We start from the raw sequence: 25,575 nt of genomic DNA, 5'->3' as shown, positions 1-25,575 counted from the left end.
CCCCCGCGCGGGGGAGACGGCATCCTCCCGTCAGGCCCCCGCGGCAGCCGCGACCCGGCGCTGGTGGACGCGCAGGTGCAGGGTCGCCAGGTCGAGCAGCGGGGTCGCCACGCCGAGGGCGCGGGCCCGGGCGGTCAGGTCGCCGAAGAGGTGCTCGACCTCGGTCGGGCGGCCCGCCGTCAGATCGCGGTAGAGCGACGGCACCATCGGCGAACCCGACGCGGACACCACGGCGAGCGTCGCCGCCCGCTCCTCCTCCGGTACGGGGTGCCCGGCCGCGGCGGCGACCGCGGCGGCCTCGTCGAGCAGCGCCGGGCCCAGGGCGGGGCCGCCCGGCACGTCGTACACGTCGCCGACCGTGCCGCGCATCAGGCTCGTCACCGCGCCGAACGTGGTGATGAACACCCACTTGTGCCACATCGCCGTGAGGACGTCGGACGGCACCGGCGCGTCGATCCCCGCCCCGTCGAGGACCTTCCGGATCCGCTCCACGCGCGCGGAGACCGTCCCGTCCTGCTCCCCGAAGGCCAGATGGGCCAGCGGCGCGAGCCGCCTGATGTCGCCCGAGTCGTCGAGGGCGGTCACCACCTTGGCCACGCCGCCGAGGACGGCCGACGCGCCGAAACGGGCGTTGAGGGCGTCCACGTGGGCGAAGCCGTTGAGGAGCGGTACGACCGCCGTGTCCGGCCCGACGGCCGGGGCGACGTCCTCGATCGCCCGGTCGAGCCCGGTGGACTTCACCGACAGCAGGACGAGGTCGTACGGCTCGCGCAGCTCGTCGGCCGTGACGAGGCGGGGCTCCACCGTCCACTCCTCGTCCCGGCCCACGACCCGCAGCCCGCGCTCGCGGAGTGCGGCCGCCCGGGCCGGGCGGACCAGGAAGGTGACGTCCTCGCCGGCGCGGGCGAGCAGGGCACCGAAGTAGCCACCGGTGGCACCGGCGCCGACGACCAGGATCTTCATCGGGATGAACCCTTCGTGAGGCGCCCAGGGGGCGCGGTGGTGAGCAGAGGGGTGAGCAGCCGGTGCGGCCGGGCGAGCGCCGCCGTCACCGGGTCGTCGTCCGGGCCCGAGGGGGCGAGCCCCGGGCCGGGGGCGACCAGGACGTCCTGGACGGGCACGGCCGCGCCGCAGCCGGTGCAGCGCCCGTCCGGTTCGAGCGGCGCCTCGTCCCGCGCGTGCAGGAAGACGCGGCGCGGGCCGCCCTCCGCCGCGTAGAACTCCTCGCCCCAGGCGGTGAGCGCCCGGACGGCCGGCCAGAGGGCGACGCCCTTGGGCGTGAGCCCGTAGACCTCGCGGCGGCCCGTGCCCGTCCCGGGGCGGCGCGCCAGGACGCCCGCCTCGGTGAGGGTGGCGAGCCGGTCGGTGAGGACGGCCCGGGGGACGCCCAGATGCGCGGCGAACTCGCCGAACCTGCGGACCCCGTAGAAGGCGTCGCGCAGGATCAGCAGCGTCCAGCGCTCGCCGACGATCTCCATCGAGCGGGCGAGGGCGCAGGTCTGACCGCGGTAGTCGCGCGGAAGCGTCACGGGCGGAGCCTAGCGCAGAACAGTTCGGTCACCGAACTGTTTTCACGCGAGCGAAGGGGACGACTAGGCTCTCGCTCACCATGAACCAGCCCACGGAACCCAAGGCCGACAAGTCGGGAGTGCGCCGGCACAACCTGAGCCTCGTCCTGCGGACCGTCCACGAGGCCGGCGAGACGACCCGCGCGGCCGTCGCCGCCCGCGTCGGGCTCACCCGGCCCGCCGTCTCCTCCCTCGTCGAGCAGCTCCTCGACCTCGGCCTCCTCGTCGAGTCGGGCAAGACCTTCAGCGGGCAGGCGGGACGGCCGGGCACCGTGCTCAAACCGGCCGACACCGGGCCCGCCGGCCTCGGCGTCGAGATCAACGTCGACTACGTCACGGTCTGCGTCGTCGACCTGACCGGCACCGACCGCGTCCGCCGCACCGAGCACCTCGACAACGGGGACGCCGAGGCCGCCGACGTCCTCGCCCGCGCCGCCCGCATCGCCGCGGACGCCCTGGACGCCGCGGCCGAGCGGCACCTCGCCCCGGCAGGCGCCGGACTCGCCCTCCCCGGACTCGTCTCCGACGGGACCGTCCGGCAGGCCCCCAACCTCGGCTGGAACGAGATCCCCGCCGAGGCCCTCTTCGGCGAGGCGCTCACCGCCCTGCGCCCCGGCACCGCCGGCCTCCCCGTCACCTCCGACAACGAGGCCAACATGGCGGCCCTCGCCGAGCTGTGGTTCGGCGACCTCGGACACCTCCGCACCTTCCTGCACCTGACGGGGGAGATCGGCGTCGGCGGCGCGATCGTCGTCCACGGCGAACTCCTGCGCGGCGCCCACGGCTTCGCCGGCGAGATCGGACACCTCGTCGTCGACGCCGAAGGCCCGCGCTGCCGCTGCGGCTCACGCGGCTGCCTGGAGCAGTACGCGGGACAGACCGCCCTCCTCGCCTCGGCGGGCGCCACCGGCGTCCCGGACCTCGCCCGCCGCGCCGAGGCCGGGGAACCGCGCGCCCTCGCCGCCCTCGCCGACGCCGGCCGGATGCTCGGCCGCGCCCTGTCGGGTGCCGTCAACCTCCTCGACCCCGAGGCCGTCGTCCTGGGCGGCATCTACCCGCACCTGATGCCCTGGCTGGCCCCCGCCGTCGCCGAGGAGCTCGCCACCCGTGTCGTCTCCGGCCTCTGGGCCCCGGACGCGCAGCGCCTCCGCCCGGCGTCCGCCACCACCGACGCGTCGCGCGGCGCGGCGGCCCTCGTCCTCCACGACGTCCTGTCCGACCCGCTGGCGTACGCGAAGCTCCCGGGCGTCTGACCGACGCGAAGGCCCCGGGCGTCCGACCGATACGAAGGCCTCAGGCGTCTGGCCGACGCGAAGGCCTCGGGCCTCTGAGCGACACGAAGCCCCAGACGTCCGCCCGATGCGAAGCTCCCGGGCGTCTGACCGACGGCAAAGGCCCCGGGCGTCCGACCGGTCGGCCGTCGAAGGCCCTCGGCTGGAAGAGCGGCCGGGTCACCCGCCAGGTCGTCGGCGAGGCCCTCGTCAACGGCGTCATCGGTGGCGTCCTCGGCATCGCGATCGGCCTCGCCGGAGCGTACGCCGTCACCGCCGCGAGCCCGACCCTCACCGCCGAACTCGGTTCGAGCGGCGGCGGGTTCGGCGGCGGACGCGGCGGCATGGTCTTCGGCGGCGGCCCCGGCGGAGCCCGTACGGCGGTCGGCAAGACGGTCGACATCGCCCTCACCGCCCCCGTCGGCGTCACCACCGCCCTCCTCGCCCAGCCGGGGACGGCCGGCCCCGGACGTTCCGTCAGGTCGGGGTCGGAGGGCGGCGGCCGGCGGGGCGCCGGCACCGAGACGGCGGGCCCGTCGTCCGTTCGCCCGGACGGGACGGACGGGACGGACGGGGCGGATAGGCCGGACAGACAGGCAGGGGCCGCTTCGGTGGCTCGGTCATGAGGCCCTTCCGGCCGTTCCTGAGGTGACGGCTCGTCGGATGATCTTCACGCACCATGGTCACAGCGGTGAATGTCCGGAATGCCGCGGCGAAAGTCCCGAATGCCCGGGCCTTTGGTCCCTCGGCCGCGGCTCCACGACAAGCCGTTGTCAGTGGTGGCCCCTACCGTTCTCAGCATGACGACGACGACCTATCTGGAGCTGTCGCAGGACGGCGGCGGTGCACACAAGTTCTACGAAGTGACCGTCGAGGGCCTCGCGGTGTCGGTCCGTTACGGCCGGATCGGCTCGGACGGACAGACCCAGCGTTCCGCGTTCCCCACGGCGGCGAAGGCGCAGGCCGCGGCGGCGAAGAAGATCGGCGAGAAGGTCCGCAAGGGATACGCCCCCGCCGTCCCGGGACAGCGCGCCGCGCGCCCCGTGACGCGCCGCGAGGTCACCTCCGCGCCCTCCACCGCGCGGGCCGTCGCCCCCGTCCTCTGGCGCTTCCGCACCGGCTCGGCCGCCTTCGGCATCCACGTCGACGAGGAGCGCTGCTGGGTGGGCAACCAGGCGGGGGACGTCTTCACGCTCGACCGCGGCGGCGAGGTGCAGGCCCGCTTCAGTCTGCCGGACGGCGTCAAGTGCCTGGTCGCCGACGACTTCTGGATCTACGCGGGCTGCGACGACGGCAAGGTGTACGACCTCTCGTCCAAGCTCCCCTTCGCCGCCTACGACATCGCCACCGACGTCGACATCTTCTGGCTCGACATCCACGAGGGCGTCCTGCACGTCGCCGACCGCTCCGGACGGCTCACCGTCATCGACCACGAGGACGAGCACCAGTGGGCGCGTGCCGGCGCCGGAGAGCACGCCTGGATGGTCCGCGCCGACGGGGACGCCGTCTACTACGGGGACACGCGGGGCGTCGCCGCCCACGCGCCGGACGGCGGCGGCGAGCTGTGGCACACGGCGACCGAGGGAGGAGTCCTCTTCGGCTGGCAGGAGGACACCGCGGTCTACGCGGGCACGTCCCGCAAGAAGGTGCACCGGCTCGCGAAGAAGGACGGGCGCGTGGAGGCGGTGTACTCCTGCGACAGCCCGGTCTACTCCTGCGCCACCTCGCCCGGCGGCCGGTTCGTCTTCGCGGCCGACTCGGCCTCCTCCGTCTACTGCTTCGCGGAGGACGGCACCCGGCTGTGGAAGCTGGGCACGGGCGGCGGTTCGGCGCTCTCCATGCAGTACCGGGACGAGCGGCTCTACCTGGTGACGACGGACGGCTCGCTGGTCTGCGTGGACGCGAGCGAGGCCGCGATCGAGGCCGCGCAGCAGGGCACGGTCCCGGTCGCGCGGGACGTCAAGCTCGCCGCCGCCCTGCCGGTGTACGAGCCGGCCACGACCGCGACCGCCGTGACCACCGTCAGCGACGCACCGGCGGGCTCGGTGGTCGTGGAGTGCGTGACCGAGTCGGGCCGGACCAGGGTGCGGGTCGTCTCGCAGGGGTACGAATCCGGGTGGAACGTGCAGTTCCCGCGGGCGATCCGGGAGGCCGGCGCGCGGTACGTGGTGGACGCCCTGCACCCGGCCGCGGGCGGGTTCTACCGCGTGCGCGGCGACATCCGGCGGCTCCTGTGACCACCGGCGCGGGGGGTGGGTCGGGCGTGTTCGAGGCGGCCACGGGCGACGGGCCGCCGCTGCCCCCGGCCGAGGCCGAGCAGCGCTCCCGGGAGATCCGCGCGGCCGTCGACGGGCTGCTCCAGATCAGACGGCTGACCCTGAGCGAGGGCGGCGACCCGAGGACCGTGCCCGCGGACTGGGAGCGCCGTCGACCGGTCCACGCGGTGGCCCTCGCCCTGGAGTCCGGCGGGATCACGCCCTCGTCCGTGGACGCCGCCGGGGTCCGGCTCTCCACCGGATACCGCGTCAGAGTGGGGGAGCGGCCCGACACGGCGGTGGTGGAGTGGCTGGGGCCGTCGGGGGCGGGCGCCGCCCAGGAGGAGGCGGAGGCCCTGGGCGCCTGTGTGTCGGTCCTGGCGCGGCTCGGCTGGGAGGCGCTCCTCTACAAGGGGCCGCGCGGCCGCCGCTTCCTGGAGGTGGAGCCCATGGCCCCGTGAGCCCCGGCCGTCAGGCGATCGAGGCGGAGACGATCGCCGAGACCGCGATGTTGCAGGAGGCCGTCACCCAGACCGCCGGGTGCGGCTCGGGGTCGACGAGCGTGGCGCCGAGCTTCCCCGGCGTGACCAGGTCGACGACGAGGAAGGCCACCGCCATCATCACCAGGCCGAGGAGGCCGAACGCGGCGGTGGAGACGAGCCCCCTGCCGAAGTGGTCGTACGTCGTCCAGATGGAGGTGAAGACGATGCCGCCGATCCCGAGGAGCGCCGAGCTCAGCAGGATCGCGGCGTTGCGGTTGCGGTCCTCCCAGATCTGGCGCCCGAGCTTCCCGGGGGTCAGCAGGTCCACGAGCACGATGCCGAGGATCAGCAGGACCACGCCGAGGGCGCCGTAGGCGCCGGCCCGGCCGAGGCCGTTGACGATGTCGCTCATGAAGTGCCGGCTCCGAAGGTAGCGATCGCGGGGGATCGGTGGTCAAGGACCGGCAAAATGTAGCGCACGGGTCAAGCGAACCCGCCGCCCGCCCGGAGCACGGGCGGACGGCGGACGGAAGTGGCGAACTCCGTCAGGCGCCTGGCGGGAGGTCCTTGGCACGGGCGCGGACCATGACGGCCGTGATGAGCTCGACCGCGCCGACGACGAGGAGCCAGACGCCGCCGAGGACCGTGAGCACCGTGGCCGACTCCAGCGGGGACACGATCAGCACGACTCCCGCGAGCGCGCTGACGACACCGAGGAAGATCTGCCAGCCGCGCGCCGGCATCGCCGGGTCGGAGGCCGCCGCCACGGTCTGGGTGATGCCCCGGAACAGCCAGCCGATCCCGATCCACAGCGCGAGCAGCAGGGTCGACTGCGTGGCGCCCCGGAAGCAGAACAGACCGAGCAGGATCGAGATCGCGCCGCTGATGAAGGCCATGACCCGCAGCGCCGTGGTGGCGTGCGTGCCGAAGGCGGCGACCAGTTGCGTCACACCGCTGAGCAGCAGGTACAGGCCGAAGAGCACCCCCACCACCCGCAGGGTGGCCTCCGGCCAGGCCAGCACCATGACGCCGAGGACCAGCGAGACGAGCCCGGCGACGAGCAGGGCCTGCCAGGCGAAGCCCGCCAGGAGCCCCAGGGGCCCGGGTGGCGCGTCCTCTCGCGGGGAGCGGCCGTACGGACTGTCGTGGGTCTGTGTCATGGAACCGCACCGGTCCTTTCGTTGCAGATGGCGGCGGGGGGTCAGAGCGGGGTGGCGTAGGAGCTCAGGAACAGGGCCTCGGCCAGCGCCATGTGCTCGATCTCGGAAGGGTCCACGCTCTCGTTCGGCGCGTGGATGAGACAGCCCGGCTCCTCGACGCCGATGAGGGCGATCTCCGCCGTCGGGAACTGCGCGGCGAGCACGTTGCACAGCGGGATCGAGCCGCCCTGCCCCGACTGGACCATGTCCTTCCCGTACGCCTCGCGGAGCGCCGCCCCCAGGGCCCGGTAGGCGGGGCCGTCGGTGTGCGCCCGGAAGGGCTGCCCGGCGCTCTCCGCCTCCACCTCCACCCGGGCGCCCCAGGGGGCGGCCGAGGTCAGATGGTCCGTCAGGGCGCGCAGGGCGTCGTCCGCGTCGATCCCCGGCGGCACCCGCAGGCTGACCCTGGCCCGTACCCTCGCCTGGATCGCGGCCGAGGAGCCCACCACCGGCGGGCAGTCGATGCCGAGGACGGTGACGGCGGGCCGGGCCCACAGTTCGTCGGCGACCGAGCCCGTCCCGACGAGGGACACCCCGTCCAGTACGCCCACATCGGCGCGGAACTGCTCGACCGGGTAGTCCACCCCGTCCCAGACGCCGTCGTCGGGCAGTCCCTTGATCGTCGTGTTGCCGTGCTCGTCGCGGAGGCTGTCGAGGATCCGGACGAGTGCGGCGAGGGCGTCGGGCGCCGGGCCGCCGAACATGCCGGAGTGCATCTCGCCCCTGAGGGTGGAGACGGTCACGACGACGTTGGTGAGCCCGCGCAGCGAGGTGGTGGCAGTGGGCAGGCCGAGCGCGAAGTTTCCGGTGTCGCAGACCAACAGGGTGTCGGCGGCGAACAGTTCGGGCCGCAGCGGCACGAGCTGCTCCAGACCGCCCGTGCCCTGCTCCTCCGAACCCTCCGCCACGAACTTGATGTTCACCGGGAAGCCCCGGCCCTCGGGCCCGCCGAGGGCGCGCAGCGCCGTCAGGTGCATCACGATGTTGCCCTTGCAGTCGGCGGCCCCGCGGCCGTACCAGCGCCCGTCGCGCTCCGCGAGCTCGAAGGGCGGGGTCCGCCAGGCGGCGTCGTCGAGGGGCGGCTGCACGTCGTAGTGGCAGTAGAGCAGCACCGTCGGCGCCCCCTCGGGCCCCGGCGCGTGCCCCACCACCGCGTCCGTGCCGTCCGGGGTCGTCACCCGGCGCATGTCCCGGAGTCCGGCCTCCGTGAAGGCCCGCACGAGGAAGTCGGCGGTCTTGGCGCACTCCTCGGGCGGGAACTGGCGCGGGTCGGCGACGGAACGCATCGCCACCAGCGCGGTCAGGTCCTCCTTCGCCCGGGGCATCAGCGCCCGGACCTTCTCCCGCAGGGCTGCGGTCTCGGTGGACTCGGCGGACATGCGTACCCACTTCCCTCGGGGACGAAAGCCCACCCAGTCAAGCAACAGTGGTCAAGAGCCGCAAAACATGACTCGAGTGGCCCATTCCGAGTGGGTCCCGGAGGGCGAGGGGAGGTGATCGGGACGAGAGTGGAGGGCGTACGCGTCCGCCTCCCGCACCTGGAGAACCCCATGGGCCACCCCAATCGACGCGATCTCGGACTGCTCGTGCTGAGAGTCGGCACCGGTGCCGTGCTCGCCGCGCACGGCACACAGAAACTCCTCGGCTGGTTCGGGGGCGGCGGCCTCGAAGGCACCACCAAGGCGATGGAGGCCATGGGCTTCAACCCGGGCCGCGAGAGCGCGATCGCCGCCGGTCTCGGCGAGGCGGGCGGCGGAGTCCTCCTCGCGCTCGGCCTCGCCACCCCGGCCGCCGGAGCCGCCGCGGCGGGGGCCATGGCCGGAGCCGTCGCCGTCCACGCCCCCGCCGGCTTCTTCGCCCAGGGCGGAGGCTACGAGTACCCGGCCTTCCTCGGCTTCACGGCCGCAGGGATCGGCATCACCGGCGCCGGACGCTACTCCCTGGACCACGTCACCGGACACGTCCTCGACCGCCCGTGGGTGGTGGCCGCCGCCTTCCTCGGCACGGCGATCGCCGCCGCGGCCGTCGTCGGCCGCCGCGCCCAGGAACAGGCGTCCCCCGAACCGGCCCCCGACGTGGAACCCGAGTCGGCGTAGGGCGACTTCCGCAGGGGGACCCGCACGCGTCCGCCGCGCGGGAGGGTTAGGCTCGCCGCAGAAGGAAGGGACGGGCGCCGCACATGAAGATCGATCTGACGGACACCGACTCCAGCAAGATCAACAAAGCGATCCTGCAGGGTCGCAGGGCCGTCGGCACCCCCGCCGTCGGCGCCGTGCTCACCCTCGTCGTCGTCACCGACGAGGAGAACGCGTACGACTCCGTCAAGGCGGCCAACGAGGCCTCGCGGGAACACCCCTCCCGCACCCTCGTCGTCATCAAGCGCCACGCCCGCACCCCCCGCGAGCGGTACGAGACCCGGCTCGACGCCGAGGTCCGGCTCGGCACCGACGCCGGCTCGGGCGAGACGGTCCTGCTCCGGCTGTACGGCGAAGTCGGCGCCCGCGCCGACTCCGTGGTCCTGCCGCTGCTCCTGCCGGACGCGCCCGTCGTCGTCTGGTGGCCCGTCGACGCCCCCGAAGTGCCCTCCCGGGATCCGCTGGGCTCGCTCGCGCAGCGCCGCATCACCGACATGTACGCGGTCGAGGACCCCCTCACCGCACTGGAGAAGCGCGCCGCCTCGTACGCCCCCGGCGACACCGACCTCGCCTGGACCCGGCTCACCCCGTGGCGTTCGATGCTGGCCGCCGCCCTGGACCAGGCACCGCTCACCATCACCTCCGCCGCCGTCGAGAGCGAGGCGGAGAACCCCAGCGCCGAACTCCTGGCCCGCTGGTTCGAGGTCCGGCTCGACGTCCCCGTCGACCGGGTCGTCACCGACGGCCCCGTCGTCACGGCCGTCCGCATGGGCACCCCCGACGGAGAGATCCGCATCGACCGGCCCGAGGGACCGGTCGCACGCCTCGCCATCCCCGGCCAGCCCAGCAGGGTCCTCGCCCTGAAGGTCCGGACCACCGCGGAACTGATCGCCGAGGAACTCCGCCGCCTCGACCCGGACGAGGCCTACGCGGCGGCGCTACGCGGACGCGCCTGACGGGCCCCGCACTCTGCTGGGCGATGCCCCTTGCCGGGCCCAGGTTTCCGCGCCTGGACCCGCACCACGCGTGCGGCGCACAGGTCGGTGCGGGTCAGGACACCAGCGGCACCACACCTGACCCCGCCCGGATCAGGAGCCGCCGGTCCCGGCGCGCACACCTCCCAGTGCTGCTCCGCGCAGGATCGTGGAGGGGTGTAGAGGGGGGTGCCGTCAACGAAGCGAGCGCTCCAGGAGGGAGTACGACCAGGCAGCAGCCGGGTACGACGGTGGCCGCATCGAGGTCCAGCCGGACGAAACCCGCGCCTGGGAACCCGCCGTGGGTGTCGCTGCCTCCGGATACGGTGGTCTGGGCAGGAGCAGAGAACGGGGCGTGGGCGTGACGGCAGGAGAAGAAGGCTTCGATCGGCTGGTCGAACCGTTCCGAACGGAGCTGCTGGCGTATTGCTACCGGATGCTCGGCTCGGCTCACGATGCCGAGGACTTGGTTCAGGACACGTACCTGAGGGCGTGGCGGGCGCGGGAACAGTACGACGACACTCGCAGCTCACTGCGCACCTGGCTCTACCGGATCGCGACGAACGCCTGCCTGACCGCCTTGGAGGCTCGCGGCCGCCGACCGCTGCCGTCGGGGCTGGTGGCCGCGTCGGACCCGCTCGGGCCGCTCGTCCAGGGAGAGAGCGCCGCCTGGCTCCAGCCCTTGCCGGACTCGTTGCTGGACGCCGGCGATCCGGCTGGGGCCGTGATCGACCGCAGCACCCTGCGCTTGGCGTTCGCCGCCGCCCTGCAGCACCTGTCGGCGCGTCAGCGCGGTGCGCTGATCCTGCGTGACGTGCTGCGCTTCTCCGCGTCCGAGGCGGCGGAAATCCTCGGCACCACCGCCGCATCGGTGAACAGTTCCCTGCAGCGGGCGCGTACTCGGGTGAAGGAGGTCGGGGTCCGGCAGGAGGGTCTCAGCGAGCCGTCCGCAGCAGAACAGCGCGCCTGGGTCGAGCGCTACATGAAGGCGTTCGAGCACGCCGACGTCGAGGGTCTCAAGCGGCTGCTCACCGAGGACGTGCTCATGGAGATGCCGCCGGTGCTCAACTGGTTCGTCGGCCGCGGCAACTACGGCCTGTTCATGGAATGGGTCTTCGGGGCGCTCGGAACGGACTGGCGTCTGAAGGCGGTCGCGGCCAACGGCCAGCCCGGCTTCGCCGCCTACCAGCGCGTCGGTGGCGGATACCGGCTGCACACGCTCCAGATCTTCACCGTCACTGCCGAGGGCATCAGCCGGAACTCGGTGTTCCAGGGTTCCGAGGTCTTCGCGTCCTTCGGTCTGGCCACCGGACTCGACGACCAGGGACTCACCGGCGTCGGGGGTCGTATGTAGCCAGGTGAGGGGGACGACGGTTCGAGCAGCAGGGGGCACGGCGGGGGTCTCCGGCAGTGCGGCAGGTCTCCGTCCCGCACACCTCGACATTTTTTGCCCGCGGGCGCGATGAGTTCCGACCCCACCGCCGGTATGTACTGCCGAGTTCGCCGGAACACCCCGGACGAACCGCTCACAGGGGAGAACCCGATGTCAGTCAGTCGTGCGGAAGACGAGGCCGCGATCAAGGCCGTGCTGGTCGACTCCTACAAGGCATGGGAGGCGGGCGACGCCGACGCCATGGTCGCCGACTACACCGCGGACGCGACCGCCATCATGACCGGATCGCTCCGCGACGGTCGTGACGTGATCCGGCAGAACATGGCCCTGGCCTTCGAGGGACCGCTCAAGGGCAGCTCGACCTACAACAAGCAGCTCAGCATCCGCTTCCTCGGCAAGGACGGCGCGATCGTCGTCAGCGAATCCGGCATCCTGTTCGCCGGCGAGACCGAGGTTCCGGACCCGCGGAAGGTGAACGCGACCTGGGTCTTCGAGAAGCGGAACGGCCAGTGGCTGATCGCCGCCTATCACAACAGCCCCGTGCTGGCGCCTGCGAACCAAGCCACGGCTGCTCGGCGCGAAGACACGGGCTGCCGTTGACGAAGCGGGCACCAGCCGCCGATCCGCGGCTGGTGCCCGCGTTGAACGCCACCCTTGATCAGGCCGCCCAGAGCGGGGTCCCCACCGGAGTGTCCATCCTCCAGTTCATGTTCATCAGCCTGTCGGCGAGGCGACGGAGCTCCCCCCTCTGCCCGTTGACGATCCCGCGATGACTGGCCCAATGGCCCCCACGCTGCCCGGACTTCGGTAGACGCGGCTTCATCCGGACCCACTCCACGTTCGGAAGATCTCCCCGCCCCAGGCGCATGCCAACGAGACAGAACCCGCGAAGTCACAAGATCCGCCGGACGCGCCCCAGGGGGTGTCCGGAAAGTCCCGCCTGGCTCGCGACGCCCCCTCAGGTCCGTCGGCTGAAGACCAGGACGACGTCCGCCGTCTTCCTGACCCGGGGGACGTCCGGGTCGGGCAGGGCGAGCAGGCGGGCTCTGGTCTCGTCGACCAGGCGGGTCGCGTCGCCGCCCACCGCCCAGGCTCCGGTGAACAGACCGCGCGTCAGCGACTCGGCCATCGCCCGCGGCGACACCGGGAAGGACGTGGGGCGCTCCGACGCCGTCCCCTCGTAGACGAGGCCGTGCGCCGCGCCGATCGGCGCCAGCCGTTCCGGGCCGTCGCGGCGGCTGCCCTCCGGGTCGAGGCGGTCCTCCAACTCCCCGACGAGGACCCCGATGTCGTCCGTCGGACGCGTCCCGCCCGCCGGTATCACCAGATAGCGCCCACCCGGCCGCAGCACCCGCGCGACCTCGGCCAGGACGGCCCGGTTGTCCGGGCCCGCGTGCAGCAGCCAGGTCGAGACCGCCTGGTCCACCGAGCCGCTCCGCACGGGCAGCCGGCAGGCGTCGCCCACCGCCACCCGCGCGCCGAGCCGGGCCTTCGCCCGGGCGAGCATCCCGGGGGAGAGGTCGACGCCGTGCACGGTGTGCCCGCGCGCCGTCAGTTCGGCCGCCACGATGCCCGTCCCGACGCCGATGTCGAGCACCGGGCGCGCCGGGTCGAGCAGCGGCGCCAGCTGCTCCGCGAAACCGGCGGCACGCGCCGTACCGCCGCGCGACTCGTCGTATCCCGGAGCGATCTCGTCGAACTCCGCCGCCTTCACCGCCCTGCCCCTCACGCCTGCGGGGTGAAGGTCACGGGCAGCGTCGCCATGCCGCGCAGGATGCCCTCGCGCCGGCTCAGGTCCGCGTCCGGGTCCGCGAGCCGCAGGTCGGGGAAGCGCCGCAGCAGGGTGCCGATGGCGATCCTGGCCTCGGCGCGGGCCAGCGGAGCGCCCAGGCAGAAGTGCACACCATGGCCGAAAGCGAGCTGTTGCGGCACCTCGCGACGGGCCACGTCGAGGATGTCGGGACGGTCGTAGCGCGCGGGGTCGCGGTTGGCCGCGGCGAGGCCGATGATGATCATCTCGCCGGGCGGGACGGTGACCCCGCCGATCTCGTACGCGTCGACCGTGAAGCGTGCGACGCCCCGGCTCACCGGCCCCTCGTAGCGCAGGAGTTCCTCGATCGCGCCGGGCAGCAGCGAGGGGTCGTCGCGCAGCGCGGCGAACTGCTCCGGGTGGCGCAGGAGGGCGTGGACGCCGTTCGCGATGAGGCTCGCCGTGGTCTCGTGGCCGGCGAGCGTGAGCAGGATGGCCATGGCCGTCAGCTCGCGGTCGCTGATCTTCTCCTCGGCCTGCGCGGCGCAGAGCGCGCTCAGCAGGTCGTCCTTCGGGTCCGCCTTGCGCGCGGCGATCAACGGCTCGAAGAACTCGGTGAGTTCGGCGCGGGCCCGCGCCCCCTTGGCGAGCCGCTCCGGGGTGTTGGGCGGCATGATCAGGCCGACCGCGAGGCGGGCGAAGTCCGGCTGCCCCTCGGCCGGGATGCCGATGAGCTCGCTGAGCACGGCCATCGGCAGCGGCAGCGCGAACTCCGAGACCAGATCGGCGGATCCGCGCTGCGCGATCGCGTCGAGGAAGGCGTCGGTGTGCGCCTGGACGCGGGGCGCGAGCGCCTCCACGCGGCGGAAGGTGAAGGCCTTCGAGACGAGGTTGCGCAGCCGCGTGTGGTCCTCCCCGTTGGCCACGAGCATGCTGGCCATCAGGACGTTGGTGCGCTCCTGGTGGGCCATCTCCTCCTCGAGGCCGTTGACCCCGACGGGGCTGCTGCTGAGGCGGGGGTCGGTGAGCGCGGCCACCGCCTCGTCGTAGCCGGTGACCATCCAGACTTCAAGAGTGGGATTCAGCCGGACGCGCTGGACGACTCCGTGCTCACGGATGCGTTCGAAGAGCGGGTAGGGGTTGGGCTGTTGAGCAACGTTTACCGGGACATCGTGAACGATTGTCTGGTCTTGGCCGGTCATCTTCCGTAACTCCCCGAAGCTTTGTGAAAGATCTGAGGCAGGTAGTCATACCAGCCACCCCAGTTGCGTGGTAGCGTCACCGGCGCTCGGCTCGGATGATGTACGGGGAAGCACCGGCGAACTGTCGGTGAAGCACCAGCGAGGCGTTCCACCCACCGGTGATCCGGCGTCTCGTGCGCTCAACTCGGTAAGCAGTCAAGGCCTCAACCAGGCCCGACGCACAGGGGGAGACGTTTCGTGGAGCAAGCGGCAGCCGTGGACCCGATCCTGGATCTGGCCAGCCCGTCGAACCTGCGGAACCCCTACCCGGCCTATGCCCGCATGCGGGAGACCACGCCGGTCTTCTGGCACGAACTGCTCGGCTCCTGGGTCCTGACCCGCCATGCCGACTGCCTCGCGGTGCTCACCGACAGCAACCGTTTCGCCTCCGACTGGCGGCGCGCGGGCGAGGACATCCCCGCACCGCTGCTGAGCGTCCAGACCCTCGACCCGCCGGAGCACACCGCCATCCGGCACCTGCTGCTCGACGGCTTCCGCGCCCAGGACCGCCAGGCCCTGCACGACGGCCTGGAGCACAGGATCGCGGACCTGCTCGCCGAGCTGGCCGGGCGGCCCTCCTTCGACTTCGTCGGAGAGCTCGCCGAGCCGGTCGCCCTCCGCTTCGTCACCGCCTTCCTCGGTGTCCCCGCGCCCGAACTCGACTGGTTCGTGCCCATGTCCCGTACCGTCGTCGACGGCATGGACGCCGGGCTGTGGCCCGAGAAGCACGAGCCCGCCGTCGCGGCCCGGGCCCGGCTCGCGGAGTACGCCGGCGGATGGCTCGCGGACCCGCCCAAGGAGGGGCTCATCGCCCACGTGGCCGAGCACGCGACGGACAGCGGTGTGGCAGAAACGGTTCTGCGGAACAGTCTGCGGGCCGTCCTCCACGCGGGCTACGAATCCGCCTCACGCCTCCTCGGCAACGCCGCGGCCGCCCTCCTCACCACCCCCGGCGCGCTCGACGCGTTCCGGGCGAGCCCGGCCCCGGCCGTGGACGAACTCATCCGGTACGACGCACCGGTCCAGGCGGACGCCCGGGTCTGCGTCACCGACACCGAACTGGGTGGCGTCACCATCAAGGCGGGTGATCCGGTCACGCTCTTCCTGGGCGCGGCCAACCACGACCCGCTGCGGTTCGACCACCCCACAGAACTGCGACTCGACCGCGCGCCGAACCCGCACCTCGGGTTCGGACGCGGGGCCCATGCCTGTCTGGGCGCGTCCATGGCGATCCGGCTCGCCGGATCGGTCCTCGGGGCCCTGGCCAGGGACTACCCGGACGCACGGGCCGTCGCGGAACCGGACCACAGGCGCAATCTGACCCTCCGCGGTCTCGACCGCTTCGAGGTCACACTGCGCCCACGAGCGGGGGAGGAGGTTCGACCATGAAGTACTGGCACTGAAACCCACGAGCGTGACGCCCGTCCGGGAGGCGGGCGGAACGCCGGTGTACGGCTCACGTGCACCCGCCGGAGCCCTGGCCCGCTGCGCGGCCAGGGCTCCGGCCCTTCGTCAGGTCCCCTGGCGCAGCTTCCCCGGCAGCCAGCCCAGCTGGGCCGCCTGCTGGAACGCGCCGCCGCCCTCGTGGTCGTTGAAGTCGTACACCTCGATCGCCTTCTCCTCCGCGGCGTACGCGTTGAAGGCCGCGAACACCGTCGACGGCGGGCAGGTCAGGTCCTCCAGCGCCGTCGAGAACAGGGCCGGAGCGGTGGCGCGGGCCGCGAAGTGGACCCCGTCGAAGTAGGCCAGCGTCTCCCTGACCCGCTCCACCCGGCCGCGATGCGTCTTCAGGTAGTTGCCGATCTCGCGGTACGGCGTGCGGTCCGTGATCGTCGTCGCGCGCGGGAAGTCGCACAGGAACGGCACGTCCGGCGCCACCGCCACCAGGTCCCGCACCAGCCCCGCCACGGCCAGCGTGATGCCACCGCCCTGGCTCCCGCCCGTCACCGCCGTACGGCTCGCGTCCACCAGCGGATGCGAGCGGGCCGCCTCCACGGCGCGCACCGCGTCCGTGAAGAGCCGGCGGTAGTAGTAGGAGTACGGGTCCTCGATGCCCCGCGTCATGAAGCCCGGGAACGAGGGCGCGCTGCCCGTCGGGTCCGGGGTGTCGCCGGTGGCCCAGCCGCTGCCCTGTCCGCGCGTGTCCATCACGAAGTGCGCGAACCCGGCCGACGCCCAGAGCAGATGGGTGTGCGGAAGGCCCCGCCCGCCGCCGTACCCGAGGAACTCCACCACGACGGGCAGCGGTTCGGCCGCTCCGGCCGGCAGGACGAACCATCCCTTGACCGGGTGCCCGCCGAACCCGGCGAAGGTCACGTCGAAGACCTCCACCGTGGCGAGCCCGGTCGCCACGGGCTCGAAGCGCGCGTCCAGCTCGTGCGCGCGTGCCTCGTCGAGGGTCTTCGTCCAGAAGGCGTCGAAGTCCTCGGGCTCCACGGACGCGCTCCGGTACGTGCGGAGCCGGTCGAGGGACAGGTCGAACTGGGTCATGGAAACCGCCTGGTGAGTGAGGGTCTCGTTCGAAATCTCGACCGGTCGCCCCGGCCTTCCTCACCCTAGGGGGGTGTCGTGCGAATTCATATACGTGAACTTTCGAAGCCTCCCGGCAGACACTCCGCGCGGTGAACGCCACGTGAACGCCGCCGGGCCGTCAGGCGTGTCATCCTCGGACGAACCGCCCACACCACGTCGGACCTGTGGGCCTTCGTCCTGCGCGGAGGGACACCTTGCTCATCAGCCACGCCGTACGTCACGACGCCCTGCACGTGACGCTCCACCGTGACCTGGACGTCACCAACCGCGCCGCGGCGGCCCTCCGGATCGAGGCCCTCGTCCAGGAGCACCGGCCCGCCCGGGTCGTCATCGTGGTCCCGGCCGCCGACCCCAGCCCCGCCACCTTCAGCGCCCTCGCCCGCGCCCACCGCATGTGCGTCGGCCTCGGCGTCCCCCTCACCCTCAGCGGTGCGAACGACCGCATCCGCCGCCTCCTGGAGGCCGACAGCGCCTGAGGCGACGACCGGGCGCCTCCCGCGGACGAGCGGCAGGCGCGCGGCGACGTTCAGACGGTCGCGGGGAACCTGTCCCAGGCGCGATGCCCGGCAAGGGCGCGCGTGAGCTGCTTCAGGGCCGCGGCGGAGGTGTCCGCGAAGGCGATGCCCGGCCCGTCCTCCTGGATGCCGGCCGCTCCGAGGATCCGGGAGGAGTCGTTCCAGCCGCCGATGGCCTTGCCGTGGCGGTACGCCTCCGTCAGCAGCAACAGGACCCGGGGGTCGGGGCCGTCGGGGTCGGGCGCGCCGGCCTTCGCGTCGCGGGCGCCGTGGGCGTCGGCCGCCGCTCGGGGCACTCCGGCGAAGAGCAGGGCGTCGAACTCGATCGAGCGCGCGGTGGCGAAGGTGCGCTGCACGGTGACGGGGTTCCTCGACCCCAGGGCGCCGCCCGTCGGGCCGATCACGAGCGGGACCATGCCCGCGTTGAGGATCGTCTTCCTGACGGCCCGGACACCCTTCAGATCGGCGTCGCCGTCGGCCACGATGCCGATGACCCTCCCGTCCACCGGCCAGGTGCGGCCGATCTGGGACAGGGCGGGACTCGGCTCGACGTCCGCGAGCGGTTCGGTGGCGGCCGGGGCGGGGAGTCCGAGGCCGGTGGCGACCCCCTCGCACAGCTGCGGGTCGATGTTGGCGAGGACCGTCAGCATCCTCTCCTTCACCGCCTGTTCGTAGCACTTGCTCAGCTCGAAGGTGTAGGCGGCGATGATGTGCTCGCGCTCGGTCGGCGTCATGCTCAGCCAGAAGATCCGCGCGTGGGAGAAGTGGTCGGCGAACGAGGCGGGGGCCTCACGGACCTTCCGCGCGGCGGGGACCTCGACGGGGGCTTCGATGAAGGCCCCCTCGTCCGCCCCGGCCAGGAACGGGCAGCCGCCGTCGAGGGAGTTGGGCCGGTAGGGCGCGACTCCGGCGTGCACCGCCGTCTGGTGCATTCCGTCGCGGAACATGTCGTTGACCGGAGTGTGGGGACGGTTGACGGGCAGCTGCGCGAAGTTGGGGCCGCCGAGCCTGCTGATCTGGGTGTCCAGGTAGGAGAACAGACGCGCGGCGAGCAGCGGGTCGTCGGTGATGTCGATGCCGGGCACGAGGTGTCCGGGGTGGAAGGCGACCTGCTCGGTCTCGGCGAAGAAGTTGGTCGGGTTGGCGTTGAGGGTCATCAGACCGATGGGCCGCACCGGAGCGAGTTCCTCGGGCACGATCTTGGTGGGATCGAGCAGATCGATCCCCTCGAAGGTCTGCTCCGGGGTGTCGGGGAAGACCTGCACGCCGAGTTCCCACTGGGGGAACGCGCCCGCCTCGATCGCGTCGGCCAGGTCGCGGCGGTGGAAGTCGGGGTCCATGCCATTGGTGAGCTGCGCTTCTTCCCAGACCAGGGAGTGGACGCCGAGCTTCGGCTTCCAGTGGAACTTCACCAGGGAGGTCGCGCCCTCGGCGTCGGTCAGACGGAAGGTGTGGACGCCGAAGCCCTCCATCATCCGGAAGGAGCGGGGGATGCCCCGGTCGGACATGTTCCACAGGGTGTGGTGGGTGGCCTCGGTGTGGAGGGAGACGAAGTCCCAGAAGGTGTCGTGGGCGCTCTGCGCCTGGGGGATCTCACGGTCCGGGTGCGGTTTGCCGGCGTGGATGATGTCGGGGAACTTGATGCCGTCCTGGATGAAGAAGACCGGGATGTTGTTGCCGACCAGGTCGAACGTGCCCTCTTCGGTGTAGAACTTCGTCGCGAAACCGCGCGTGTCACGGACGGTGTCCGCGGAGCCGCGTGAGCCGAGGACGGTCGAGAAGCGTACGAAGACGGGCGTCTCGACGTCCTTCGCCAGGAACGCGGCCTTGGAGATCTTCGCGGCCGTGCCGTAGCCCCGGAAGACCCCGTGCGCGGCGGCCCCCCGCGCGTGGACCACCCTCTCGGGAATGCGCTCGTGGTCGAAATGGGTGATCTTCTCCCGCAGGTGGTGGTCCTGAAGCAGCACCGGGCCGCGTGCACCCGCCTTGAGGGAGTGGTCACTGTCGGGGAGCCGGGTGCCCTGGGCGGTCGTCAGGTAGGCGCCGCCCTGCGCCACCGCCGCCTGAGGGGCGCCCGTGGGCTGTCCCGTCGGGCTGAAGGTGCCGGGGCCGTCCTGGTCGGGAGCGGGCGGCAGGGGCTCCCGGGGCCGGGTCGGCTCGGTCGCCTCCGGTGCCGGCCTGCCGGACGCGGGGCGCGGCTCGTCCCGCTTCCGGGGCCTGCCCTCGACCGGCGTGGGCTTCTGGGCCGCCTTCTTGCTCGCGTTCTTCCGGACCATGCCTGATCTCTCCTCCTGAGGGATTCCGCGGCCTGCGAGTTCCTCGGCCGCCCCACCGGCCGACGTCCCTCGAGCCCCCTGCCACCCTCTCGTCTCGAATGCCATCCGGCATCCCGAGTACCCCCGCTTTGTCCAGGGACTCGCCTGAACAGGCGTTCTTGAGGGATACGGCCGGATGGGGCGACGTCTGAACCAGCGGACGGCAGGGTGAGCGTGGACATCACCGCCGCATACGACCTGGCGGACCTGGCCACCGCCGTCCAGCGGCTCGCCGAGGGCGCCACCCACGGCAAGAGCATCCTCCGCGTCCCCTGACGACACGCCGAAACGCCGACCACGAGATCGCGTCGAGCCCCGAAGGACTTCCGGAGCCGACCTCTAAGGGGCGGGGTGCAGGCCGGGGCCGAAGGGAGGGCCGGCCAGAGGGGTGGGGGAGAGGTCGGTGGGTTCCTCGCCGGACTCCAGGAGCGTGTCGGCGGCACCGACGATGAGGGGGTCGGGGCGGCCGACGGCCGTCTCGTCCTTGCGGTCGTAGTCGAGGCGCCACAGCAGGCTGCGCATGGCTTCGAGGCGCCCGCGTCGTTTGTCGTTGCTCTTGACCACCGTCCATGGCGCGTGGTCGGTGTCGGTCGCGCGGAACATCTCGACCTTCGCGGTGGTGTAGGCGTCCCACAGGTCCAGTGAGGCGAGGTCGGTGGGAGACAGTTTCCACTGCCGCACCGGATCGACCTGGCGGATCGCGAAGCGGGTGCGCTGTTCGCTGCGGGAGACCGAGAACCAGAACTTGACCAGCAGCATCCCGTCCTCCACGAGCATGGCCTCGAAGGCGGGACACTGCCGCAGAAACAGCTCGTACTGCTCGGGGGTGCAGAACCCCATCACCTTCTCGACACCGGCGCGGTTGTACCAGGAGCGGTCGAAGAAGACGATCTCACCGGCGGCCGGCAGGTGGGCGACGTACCGCTGGAAGTACCACTGTCCCGCCTCCCGCTCGGTCGGCTTGTCCAGAGCCACGATCCGTGCCCCGCGGGGGTTGAGCCGCTCGGTGAACCGCTGGATCGTGCCCCCCTTGCCCGCCGCGTCCCGCCCCTCGCAGATCACCACCAGCCGCGCACCCGTCTCCTTCACCCAGCGCTGCAGCTTCAGCAGCTCGATCTGCAGGATCCGCTTGCTCCGCTCGTACTCCGCGCGACGGATCTTGCGCTCGTACGGATAGTTCTCCCGCCACGTACGGATCGGAGCGCCGGAGGAGTCCAGCAGCACGGGCTGCTCCGGCCGACGATCGTCCACGCTGAGCCCGGACAGCAGTTCCTCGGCTTCCGGCCGGGGCGATTCCTGTTCGTTCACGCGATGCGCCTACCCGGCGCGAGCCGCCTGTACCGCCGCGCGGCCACGGAGCGGCTCCCGGGACCGGGTGGGGCTCCGGCACGGTGGCTGTCGTCCCCTCTCCGCGCCTGGCGCCTCGGAGAGGGGACGAGAGGACATGCCCTGGCGCCTGAGGTATGCCTTTTACGTGCACCCCCTCAGGCGAGACCTCGTTCCCCCTCCTTCACGGCGCGGCGGGCGACGGTTGCTGCTCGCCGTGCCGCTCGCGCTGATCGCGGCGGTCACGGTGGTGGACGTCCTGGTCCCTCCCGACGTGCACCTGGGACCCTTCCTGATCGCCGCGCCCGCGGTGACCGCCTCCTTCGCGGGTCCTCGGGCGACGGCCTTCGTGGGGGCGGTCGCGGTCGCCGCGCAGACGGTGGTGGCCATCGCGCGGACGAGTGTCACGGACCTCAACCACACCTACCAGATCGTCGCCCTCGTCCTGATCTCGATCATCGCGACCTTCTTCGCCCACCTGCGCCAACGAGACGAGAACCGGGTGGCACGCCTGCGCTCGATCGCCCACGCCGCCCAGAGCGTCGTTCTGCCGCCGCTTCCCGAGCGGGCGGGCCCCCTGCGCATCGCCTCGGTCTATCTGGCGGCCGAGGAGGAGGCGCAGATGGGCGGCGACCTGTACGCGGTGGCCCGCACGGCGTCCGGGACCCGGGCGCTGATCGGCGATGCCCGCGGCAAGGGACTCGACGCGATCAGCGAGGCCTCGCTCGTCCTGGGCGCCTTCCGGGTCACGGCCCGCCGCGAACAAGGGCTGCCGGAACTGGTCGGACAGCTGGAGGCGGGAGTCGGCTCGACCGAGCGGACCCTCGGGGTGACGGCGGCCCGTACCGACGGCGCCGACGAGGCCTTCGTCACCGCGCTGGTGCTCGACATCCCCGATCACGAGCCGGTGGTACGGCTCGTGAACTGCGGGCACCCCCCGCCGCTGCTCCTCAGCCAGGGGCGGGTGATCCCCCTCGACACGGCCCGCACGAGCCCGCCGCTCGGGCTCTCGGACGTCCTGGCGGCGGACGTGACGGTCGAGACGTTCCCCTTCGGCGTCGAAGACGTGCTGCTTCTCCACACGGACGGAGTGACAGAGGCACGTGACCGCTCGCGCGCCTTCTACCCCCTGACGGAGCGGCTCGCCGGCTGGGCGAGTGACGACCCGGCGATCCTGCTCGACCGGCTGCGGGCCGACCTCCAGACGTACGCCGGCGGCCATCTCGGGGACGACGCGGCGCTCGTCGCGATACAGAGGACCGCGCCGGAGCCGTAGGGCCGGCAGCCTTTCGGCCGGCTCACCGACGGCGTCTGATCCGCTCCGCATCAGCACGGCGATCAGCACGGACTCAGCGCGGCGATCAGCAGGGACGAGGACGGGCGACTCCGTCCACCGTCCCCGGGCGGGGTCACGACAGGGGGGAGGCTCGGCGTTCTACGCTGGTGACAGGAACGTCCGAGGAGGCCGACATGGCAGGTCACCACCGTTACCACCTGGACCAGGACGGTCAATCGATCACCGTCCTGCACGACCCGCGGCGTCGGCGCGCGGAAGTCTGGGTCAACGGGAAGACCGTCGCCGCGGCCCGTGCTCCGCGCCACCAGGCCACTGTCCTGGAGGGGGAGATCCCCGCCCTTCCGCCCAAGCGGATGGTCGTCAGGATCGGCCACCCCGACGACGTGGACGACGTTCCCCTGTGCGTGCTGGAGACGGACGGCGACCGCTACCTCATGCCCCACATCGCTCTCACCCCGCAGGAGCGAGAGCCGGCGGAACGGACACCGCCGGCCAGCACACCCGGTCAACTCCTCGCCCGGTGGAGGGCACGGCACCGTCACCGCCGAGACGCCCGCCGTACGTGACCGGGCAGCCGTGGCTGCGGCATGCCCGCATCCGCCCGGAGGAGGCCGTCCCTATCTGGACGCGAGGGCGGGATTCCTCGCCGGGGCGGAGTACCGGCCGCCGCCGACCGTCGCGACGCGGCCACACACCACTCGACCGAGGCCATGGCGCCCGCCTTCACCGCCGTCACCGACGCCCTCGACACCCGGCTGGGAGCGATGACCCATGAGGACCTCGGCATCAATACGGGCGGGGTGATCCTTGTCCGCGGTCACGTGGCCGGCCCGGATGCGGGGCGCGCCCAGCCCGGCCGGGGGGACGCGGATGCGCTCTTGGAGTAGTTCGACGCCGCCGAAATCCTCGCTCGGGACAGGGGGGCAGTGCCGTGCCAGCCCGGCGGGAAAGGTATCGCCGGCCGCCTCCTGATCATGCTGCCGGTGCCGGTGCGCGGAGTCTTCGGCTCGTGGGCCACCTGGTGACGAGGGCACCATGGAGGGGGCTCAGTCCTCGCGTACCGCCACGGAGGGAGGTGGGTGATGGAGCCGAAGGGATCCGATGGGACGGAAGGACATGCCCGGGAGCCCGGGGCCCTCCCGCCCGGCGGACTCCTCGATCTGCTGAGCGTGTCCGCAATCGTGCTGGACAGCAAGGGCCGCATCGTGTTCTGGAGCCCGCAGGCCAACGACGTGTTCGGTTACACCGCCGAAGAGGCGCTGGGCCGGCACGCGGCCCGGTTGCTGGTCCACGAGGAGCACAGTGAGGTGGTGGCCCGGCTGTTCGCCGAGGTGATGGGCACCGGGGCGAGCTGGGCGGGGGCGTTCCCCATCCGGCACAAGGACGGCAGCACACGACTGGTCGAGTTCCGCAACATGCGGCTGACGGACGACCTCGGCGATGTGTACGCCCTGGGCATCGCCGCTGACCAGGTCACTCTGGACGGGATCGAGGCCCGTCTGGCGCTCTCGGACCGGCTGGTGTCCCAAGCGCCCATCGGCGTCGCCTTCCTGGACACCGACCTGCGCTATTCGATGGTCAACCCGGCATTGGAACGCATCAACGGCGTTCCCGCAGCCGACCACATCGGCCGCCGCCCGCGAGACATCCATCCGTTCGACGGCATCGACACGATCGAGTCCGCGTTGCGGCAGGTCCTGCTGACCGGCACGCCGCTGATCGACCAGTACGTCGTCGGCCGCACCCGGGCCGATCCGCATCATGAGCACGCCTGGTCGGTGTCGTACTACCGGCTGGAAGGATCCAACGGGCGGGTCCTCGGCGTGGCGAACTCGGTGGTCGACGTCAGCGAGCGCCACCAGGCCACCCTCGAGGCCGACCGGGCCCGGCGCCGTCTGTCGCTGATCGCGGAAGCCTCCGCCCGCGTCGGAACCACCCTGGAGGTGGAACGGACCGCTCAGGAGCTGGCCCAGGTCGCCGTACCGGAACTGGCCGACCTCGCGGCGGTCGACGTCCTCGACGACGTCCTCGCCTTCCGGCGCATGACCGGCCCGCGTGACGGGCCGGAGCTGTTCAAGGCGCTCGCCGTCGCCTCCGCCTACCCCACCGACGCCATCTCCGCGGCGGACACGGTCGGAGATCTCGCCGCCTACGGCGCCGACCGGCTCATCACCCAATGTGTCCACACCGGCCAGCCCGTGGTCGTCGCCCACGCGGGACCGGACGATCTGCTGCGCATCGCCCGCGACCCGGACGCCGCCCACGCCTTCGCCCGGGCCGGCGTGCACTCCTACCTCGCGGTGCCGCTGATCGCCCACCACGAAGTCCTCGGCGCCTTCGACCTGATGCGCACCCGCAACCCCCTCCCCTTCGACGACGACGACGTGATCCTCGCCGGAGAACTGGCCGCCCGTGCCGCGGTCGCGATCGACAACGCGCGCTGGTACCAGAGCGTGCGCAACTCCGCCGAGACCCTGCAACGCAGCCTGCTGCCCGGCCGCCACCCCCGCCTCGCCGGGCTGGACGTGGCCTCGCACTACCAGCCGGCCCAGGCATCCAGCGAGGTGGGAGGCGACTGGTACGACATCATCCCCCTGGCCGGCGACCGCACGGCCCTGGTGGTCGGCGACGTGATGGGCAGCGGCATCGACGCGGCCGCGGCCATGGGGCGGCTACGGACCGCCACCTGCGCATACGCCGACCTGGACCTCGCCCCCGACGAGGTCCTGCGCCACCTCGACAAGATCACCAGCGGGCTCGAGCACTACATCGCCACCTGCCTCTACGCCGTCTACGATCCGCATCGGGGCCGGTGCGACATCGCCAATGCCGGACACCTCCCGCCCGCCGTGGTCCGTGCGGGGCGGCCCCCCGCACTTCTCGACCTGCCCACCGGCGCGCCCCTGGGTGTCGGCGGGATTCCGTTCGTCACCACTGCCTTCGACATGGGTCCCGGCGACCGGCTCGTGCTGTACACCGACGGCCTCGTCGAGACCCGGCACCACCCGATCGACGAACGCCTGGACACGCTGCTCAAAAGCCTCGGCGCCCCGCACCGCCCCCTGCAGGACCTCTGCCAGTGGCTCGTACAGGCCCTGCGGCACACGGACGACCACGACGACGTCGCCCTCCTCATCGCCCAGGCCCGGCCGCTGGACCCCGCCGACCTCGACGCGACGTGACGCGACCAGGGCTTCGGCTCCGGCCTGGGCGCCCAGCGCTGGGTCGTGGAACGCGCCTTCGCCCCCTTACGGTTTGCTGCGCGTACGATTCCGCCCCCTCATCGTCCGTGCTCATCAGCACGCCGACGGGGCCCGTCACG

The 25,575-nt window shown here is 72.4% G+C and carries 23 protein-coding genes and 1 pseudogene; 14 read left to right on the top strand and 10 right to left on the bottom strand.

Annotated features, from left to right (window positions below; translation table 11 throughout):
- Positions 1-30 precede the first annotated feature (30 nt).
- Both BLW86_RS05190 and BLW86_RS05185 read right to left on the bottom strand, forming a co-directional pair.
- A complete protein-coding gene (locus tag BLW86_RS05190; RefSeq protein WP_093872914.1) occupies positions 31-963 on the bottom strand; it encodes a ketopantoate reductase family protein in 933 nt (310 codons plus the stop codon).
- Positions 960-1,529, bottom strand: coding sequence for a winged helix-turn-helix transcriptional regulator (locus tag BLW86_RS05185; protein ID WP_093872913.1), 570 nt, complete (start codon positions 1,527-1,529; stop codon positions 960-962). Before BLW86_RS05185 ends, BLW86_RS05190 begins: the two co-directional genes overlap by 4 nt.
- Positions 1,530-1,609: 80 nt before the next feature.
- Between BLW86_RS05185 and BLW86_RS05180 the strand changes: the two genes are divergently transcribed.
- The 4 genes and pseudogenes from BLW86_RS05180 (at position 1,610) to BLW86_RS05165 (ending at position 5,555) form a co-directional block, all read left to right on the top strand.
- Complete coding sequence (locus BLW86_RS05180; protein WP_093872912.1) at positions 1,610-2,821, top strand: ROK family transcriptional regulator; 1,212 nt, start codon at positions 1,610-1,612, stop codon at positions 2,819-2,821.
- Between the two features lie 170 nt (positions 2,822-2,991).
- A pseudogene (locus tag BLW86_RS42965) lies at positions 2,992-3,345 on the top strand (ABC transporter permease); the annotation flags it as partial.
- Positions 3,346-3,639: 294 nt separating this feature from the next.
- A complete protein-coding gene (locus tag BLW86_RS05170) occupies positions 3,640-5,076 on the top strand; it encodes a WGR domain-containing protein (RefSeq protein WP_093872911.1) in 1,437 nt (478 codons plus the stop codon).
- A 26-nt stretch (positions 5,077-5,102) separates the two neighbouring features.
- Positions 5,103-5,555, top strand: coding sequence for a hypothetical protein (locus BLW86_RS05165; protein ID WP_371129449.1), 453 nt, complete (start codon positions 5,103-5,105; stop codon positions 5,553-5,555).
- A 10-nt stretch (positions 5,556-5,565) separates the two neighbouring features.
- On the opposite strand, the gene BLW86_RS05160 is transcribed toward BLW86_RS05165, so the two are convergent.
- From BLW86_RS05160 to BLW86_RS05150, 3 genes are all read right to left on the bottom strand, one after another.
- Positions 5,566-5,988, bottom strand: a complete 423-nt coding sequence (locus BLW86_RS05160) for a DUF350 domain-containing protein (RefSeq protein WP_093872909.1) — start codon at positions 5,986-5,988, stop codon at positions 5,566-5,568.
- Between the two features lie 133 nt (positions 5,989-6,121).
- Positions 6,122-6,736 (bottom strand): HdeD family acid-resistance protein, encoded by a 615-nt coding sequence (locus tag BLW86_RS05155; protein ID WP_093872908.1) that lies wholly within the window; start codon positions 6,734-6,736, stop codon positions 6,122-6,124.
- A gap of 41 nt (positions 6,737-6,777) precedes the next feature.
- Positions 6,778-8,154, bottom strand: coding sequence for a dipeptidase (locus BLW86_RS05150; protein ID WP_093872907.1), 1,377 nt, complete (start codon positions 8,152-8,154; stop codon positions 6,778-6,780).
- Between the two features lie 171 nt (positions 8,155-8,325).
- Here BLW86_RS05150 and BLW86_RS05145 point away from each other — a divergent pair, with 171 nt between their 5' ends.
- The 4 genes from BLW86_RS05145 (at position 8,326) to BLW86_RS05130 (ending at position 11,877) form a co-directional block, all read left to right on the top strand.
- On the top strand, positions 8,326-8,871 hold the full coding sequence (locus BLW86_RS05145) for a DoxX family protein (RefSeq protein ID WP_093878501.1): 546 nt from the start codon (positions 8,326-8,328) through the stop codon (positions 8,869-8,871).
- 83 nt (positions 8,872-8,954) lie between these two features.
- Complete coding sequence (opcA, locus tag BLW86_RS05140; RefSeq protein WP_093872906.1) at positions 8,955-9,866, top strand: glucose-6-phosphate dehydrogenase assembly protein OpcA; 912 nt, start codon at positions 8,955-8,957, stop codon at positions 9,864-9,866.
- Between the two features lie 373 nt (positions 9,867-10,239).
- Positions 10,240-11,238, top strand: coding sequence for a sigma-70 family RNA polymerase sigma factor (locus tag BLW86_RS05135; protein WP_093872905.1), 999 nt, complete (start codon positions 10,240-10,242; stop codon positions 11,236-11,238).
- A 189-nt stretch (positions 11,239-11,427) separates the two neighbouring features.
- On the top strand, positions 11,428-11,877 hold the full coding sequence (locus BLW86_RS05130) for an SgcJ/EcaC family oxidoreductase (RefSeq protein ID WP_093872904.1): 450 nt from the start codon (positions 11,428-11,430) through the stop codon (positions 11,875-11,877).
- A gap of 358 nt (positions 11,878-12,235) precedes the next feature.
- Here the strand turns inward: BLW86_RS05130 and BLW86_RS05125 are convergent, their stop codons facing one another.
- Together BLW86_RS05125 and BLW86_RS05120 are read right to left on the bottom strand one after the other, a co-directional pair.
- Entirely contained in the window at positions 12,236-13,006 is a 771-nt protein-coding gene (locus tag BLW86_RS05125) for a class I SAM-dependent methyltransferase (RefSeq protein WP_093872903.1), read from the bottom strand.
- Positions 13,003-14,088: a cytochrome P450 family protein gene (locus BLW86_RS05120; RefSeq protein WP_256341223.1), complete on the bottom strand. Its 1,086-nt coding sequence runs from the start codon at positions 14,086-14,088 to the stop codon at positions 13,003-13,005. Before BLW86_RS05120 ends, BLW86_RS05125 begins: the two co-directional genes overlap by 4 nt.
- Positions 14,089-14,466: 378 nt before the next feature.
- Between BLW86_RS05120 and BLW86_RS05115 the strand changes: the two genes are divergently transcribed.
- Entirely contained in the window at positions 14,467-15,657 is a 1,191-nt protein-coding gene (locus tag BLW86_RS05115; protein ID WP_143060225.1) for a cytochrome P450, read from the top strand.
- A gap of 123 nt (positions 15,658-15,780) precedes the next feature.
- On the opposite strand, the gene BLW86_RS05110 is transcribed toward BLW86_RS05115, so the two are convergent.
- Complete coding sequence (locus tag BLW86_RS05110; protein WP_093872900.1) at positions 15,781-16,758, bottom strand: acetylxylan esterase; 978 nt, start codon at positions 16,756-16,758, stop codon at positions 15,781-15,783.
- A 236-nt stretch (positions 16,759-16,994) separates the two neighbouring features.
- On the opposite strand from BLW86_RS05110, the gene BLW86_RS05105 reads away from it, so the two are divergent.
- Positions 16,995-17,276 (top strand): STAS domain-containing protein, encoded by a 282-nt coding sequence (locus tag BLW86_RS05105; RefSeq protein WP_093872899.1) that lies wholly within the window; start codon positions 16,995-16,997, stop codon positions 17,274-17,276.
- Between the two features lie 50 nt (positions 17,277-17,326).
- Here BLW86_RS05105 and BLW86_RS05100 read toward each other — a convergent pair whose 3' ends face one another.
- A complete protein-coding gene (locus BLW86_RS05100) occupies positions 17,327-19,591 on the bottom strand; it encodes a catalase (protein ID WP_093872898.1) in 2,265 nt (754 codons plus the stop codon).
- 378 nt (positions 19,592-19,969) lie between these two features.
- A complete protein-coding gene (ppk2, locus tag BLW86_RS05095) occupies positions 19,970-20,938 on the bottom strand; it encodes a polyphosphate kinase 2 (protein WP_093872897.1) in 969 nt (322 codons plus the stop codon).
- A gap of 235 nt (positions 20,939-21,173) precedes the next feature.
- On the opposite strand from ppk2, the gene BLW86_RS05090 reads away from it, so the two are divergent.
- The 4 genes from BLW86_RS05090 to BLW86_RS05080 all read left to right on the top strand — a co-directional run bounded on the left by BLW86_RS05090 (position 21,174) and on the right by BLW86_RS05080 (position 25,435).
- Complete coding sequence (locus BLW86_RS05090; protein ID WP_371129448.1) at positions 21,174-22,232, top strand: PP2C family protein-serine/threonine phosphatase; 1,059 nt, start codon at positions 21,174-21,176, stop codon at positions 22,230-22,232.
- Between the two features lie 194 nt (positions 22,233-22,426).
- The gene (locus BLW86_RS05085; protein WP_093872895.1) at positions 22,427-22,819 is read left to right on the top strand and encodes a hypothetical protein; all 393 of its coding nucleotides are present in this window, start codon (positions 22,427-22,429) and stop codon (positions 22,817-22,819) included.
- A gap of 144 nt (positions 22,820-22,963) precedes the next feature.
- Complete coding sequence (locus tag BLW86_RS42545) at positions 22,964-23,140, top strand: hypothetical protein (RefSeq protein ID WP_218138008.1); 177 nt, start codon at positions 22,964-22,966, stop codon at positions 23,138-23,140.
- Positions 23,141-23,335: 195 nt separating this feature from the next.
- A complete protein-coding gene (locus BLW86_RS05080) occupies positions 23,336-25,435 on the top strand; it encodes a SpoIIE family protein phosphatase (RefSeq protein WP_093872894.1) in 2,100 nt (699 codons plus the stop codon).
- The last annotated feature ends 140 nt before the right edge of the window (positions 25,436-25,575 follow it).

The organism is Streptomyces sp. TLI_105, assembly GCF_900105415.1.
Lineage (GTDB): Bacteria > Actinomycetota > Actinomycetes > Streptomycetales > Streptomycetaceae > Streptomyces.
The sequence above is the reverse complement of the archived record's forward strand: the minus strand, read 5'-3'. Positions and strand labels throughout refer to the sequence as shown.

Coding starts and splice junctions, on each gene's coding strand:
- BLW86_RS05190 (WP_093872914.1), bottom strand. CDS start 963: ATGAAGATCCTGGTCGTCGGCGCCGGTGCCACCGGTGGCTACTTCGGT.
- BLW86_RS05180 (WP_093872912.1), top strand. CDS start 1,610: ATGAACCAGCCCACGGAACCCAAGGCCGACAAGTCGGGAGTGCGCCGG.
- BLW86_RS05170 (WP_093872911.1), top strand. CDS start 3,640: ATGACGACGACGACCTATCTGGAGCTGTCGCAGGACGGCGGCGGTGCA.
- BLW86_RS05160 (WP_093872909.1), bottom strand. CDS start 5,988: ATGAGCGACATCGTCAACGGCCTCGGCCGGGCCGGCGCCTACGGCGCC.
- BLW86_RS05155 (WP_093872908.1), bottom strand. CDS start 6,736: ATGACACAGACCCACGACAGTCCGTACGGCCGCTCCCCGCGAGAGGAC.
- BLW86_RS05150 (WP_093872907.1), bottom strand. CDS start 8,154: ATGTCCGCCGAGTCCACCGAGACCGCAGCCCTGCGGGAGAAGGTCCGG.
- BLW86_RS05145 (WP_093878501.1), top strand. CDS start 8,326: ATGGGCCACCCCAATCGACGCGATCTCGGACTGCTCGTGCTGAGAGTC.
- opcA (WP_093872906.1), top strand. CDS start 8,955: ATGAAGATCGATCTGACGGACACCGACTCCAGCAAGATCAACAAAGCG.
- BLW86_RS05130 (WP_093872904.1), top strand. CDS start 11,428: ATGTCAGTCAGTCGTGCGGAAGACGAGGCCGCGATCAAGGCCGTGCTG.
- BLW86_RS05120 (WP_256341223.1), bottom strand. CDS start 14,088: ATGGTCACCGGCTACGACGAGGCGGTGGCCGCGCTCACCGACCCCCGC.
- BLW86_RS05110 (WP_093872900.1), bottom strand. CDS start 16,758: ATGACCCAGTTCGACCTGTCCCTCGACCGGCTCCGCACGTACCGGAGC.
- BLW86_RS05100 (WP_093872898.1), bottom strand. CDS start 19,591: ATGGTCCGGAAGAACGCGAGCAAGAAGGCGGCCCAGAAGCCCACGCCG.
- BLW86_RS05085 (WP_093872895.1), top strand. CDS start 22,427: ATGGCAGGTCACCACCGTTACCACCTGGACCAGGACGGTCAATCGATC.
- BLW86_RS42545 (WP_218138008.1), top strand. CDS start 22,964: ATGGCGCCCGCCTTCACCGCCGTCACCGACGCCCTCGACACCCGGCTG.
- BLW86_RS05080 (WP_093872894.1), top strand. CDS start 23,336: ATGGAGCCGAAGGGATCCGATGGGACGGAAGGACATGCCCGGGAGCCC.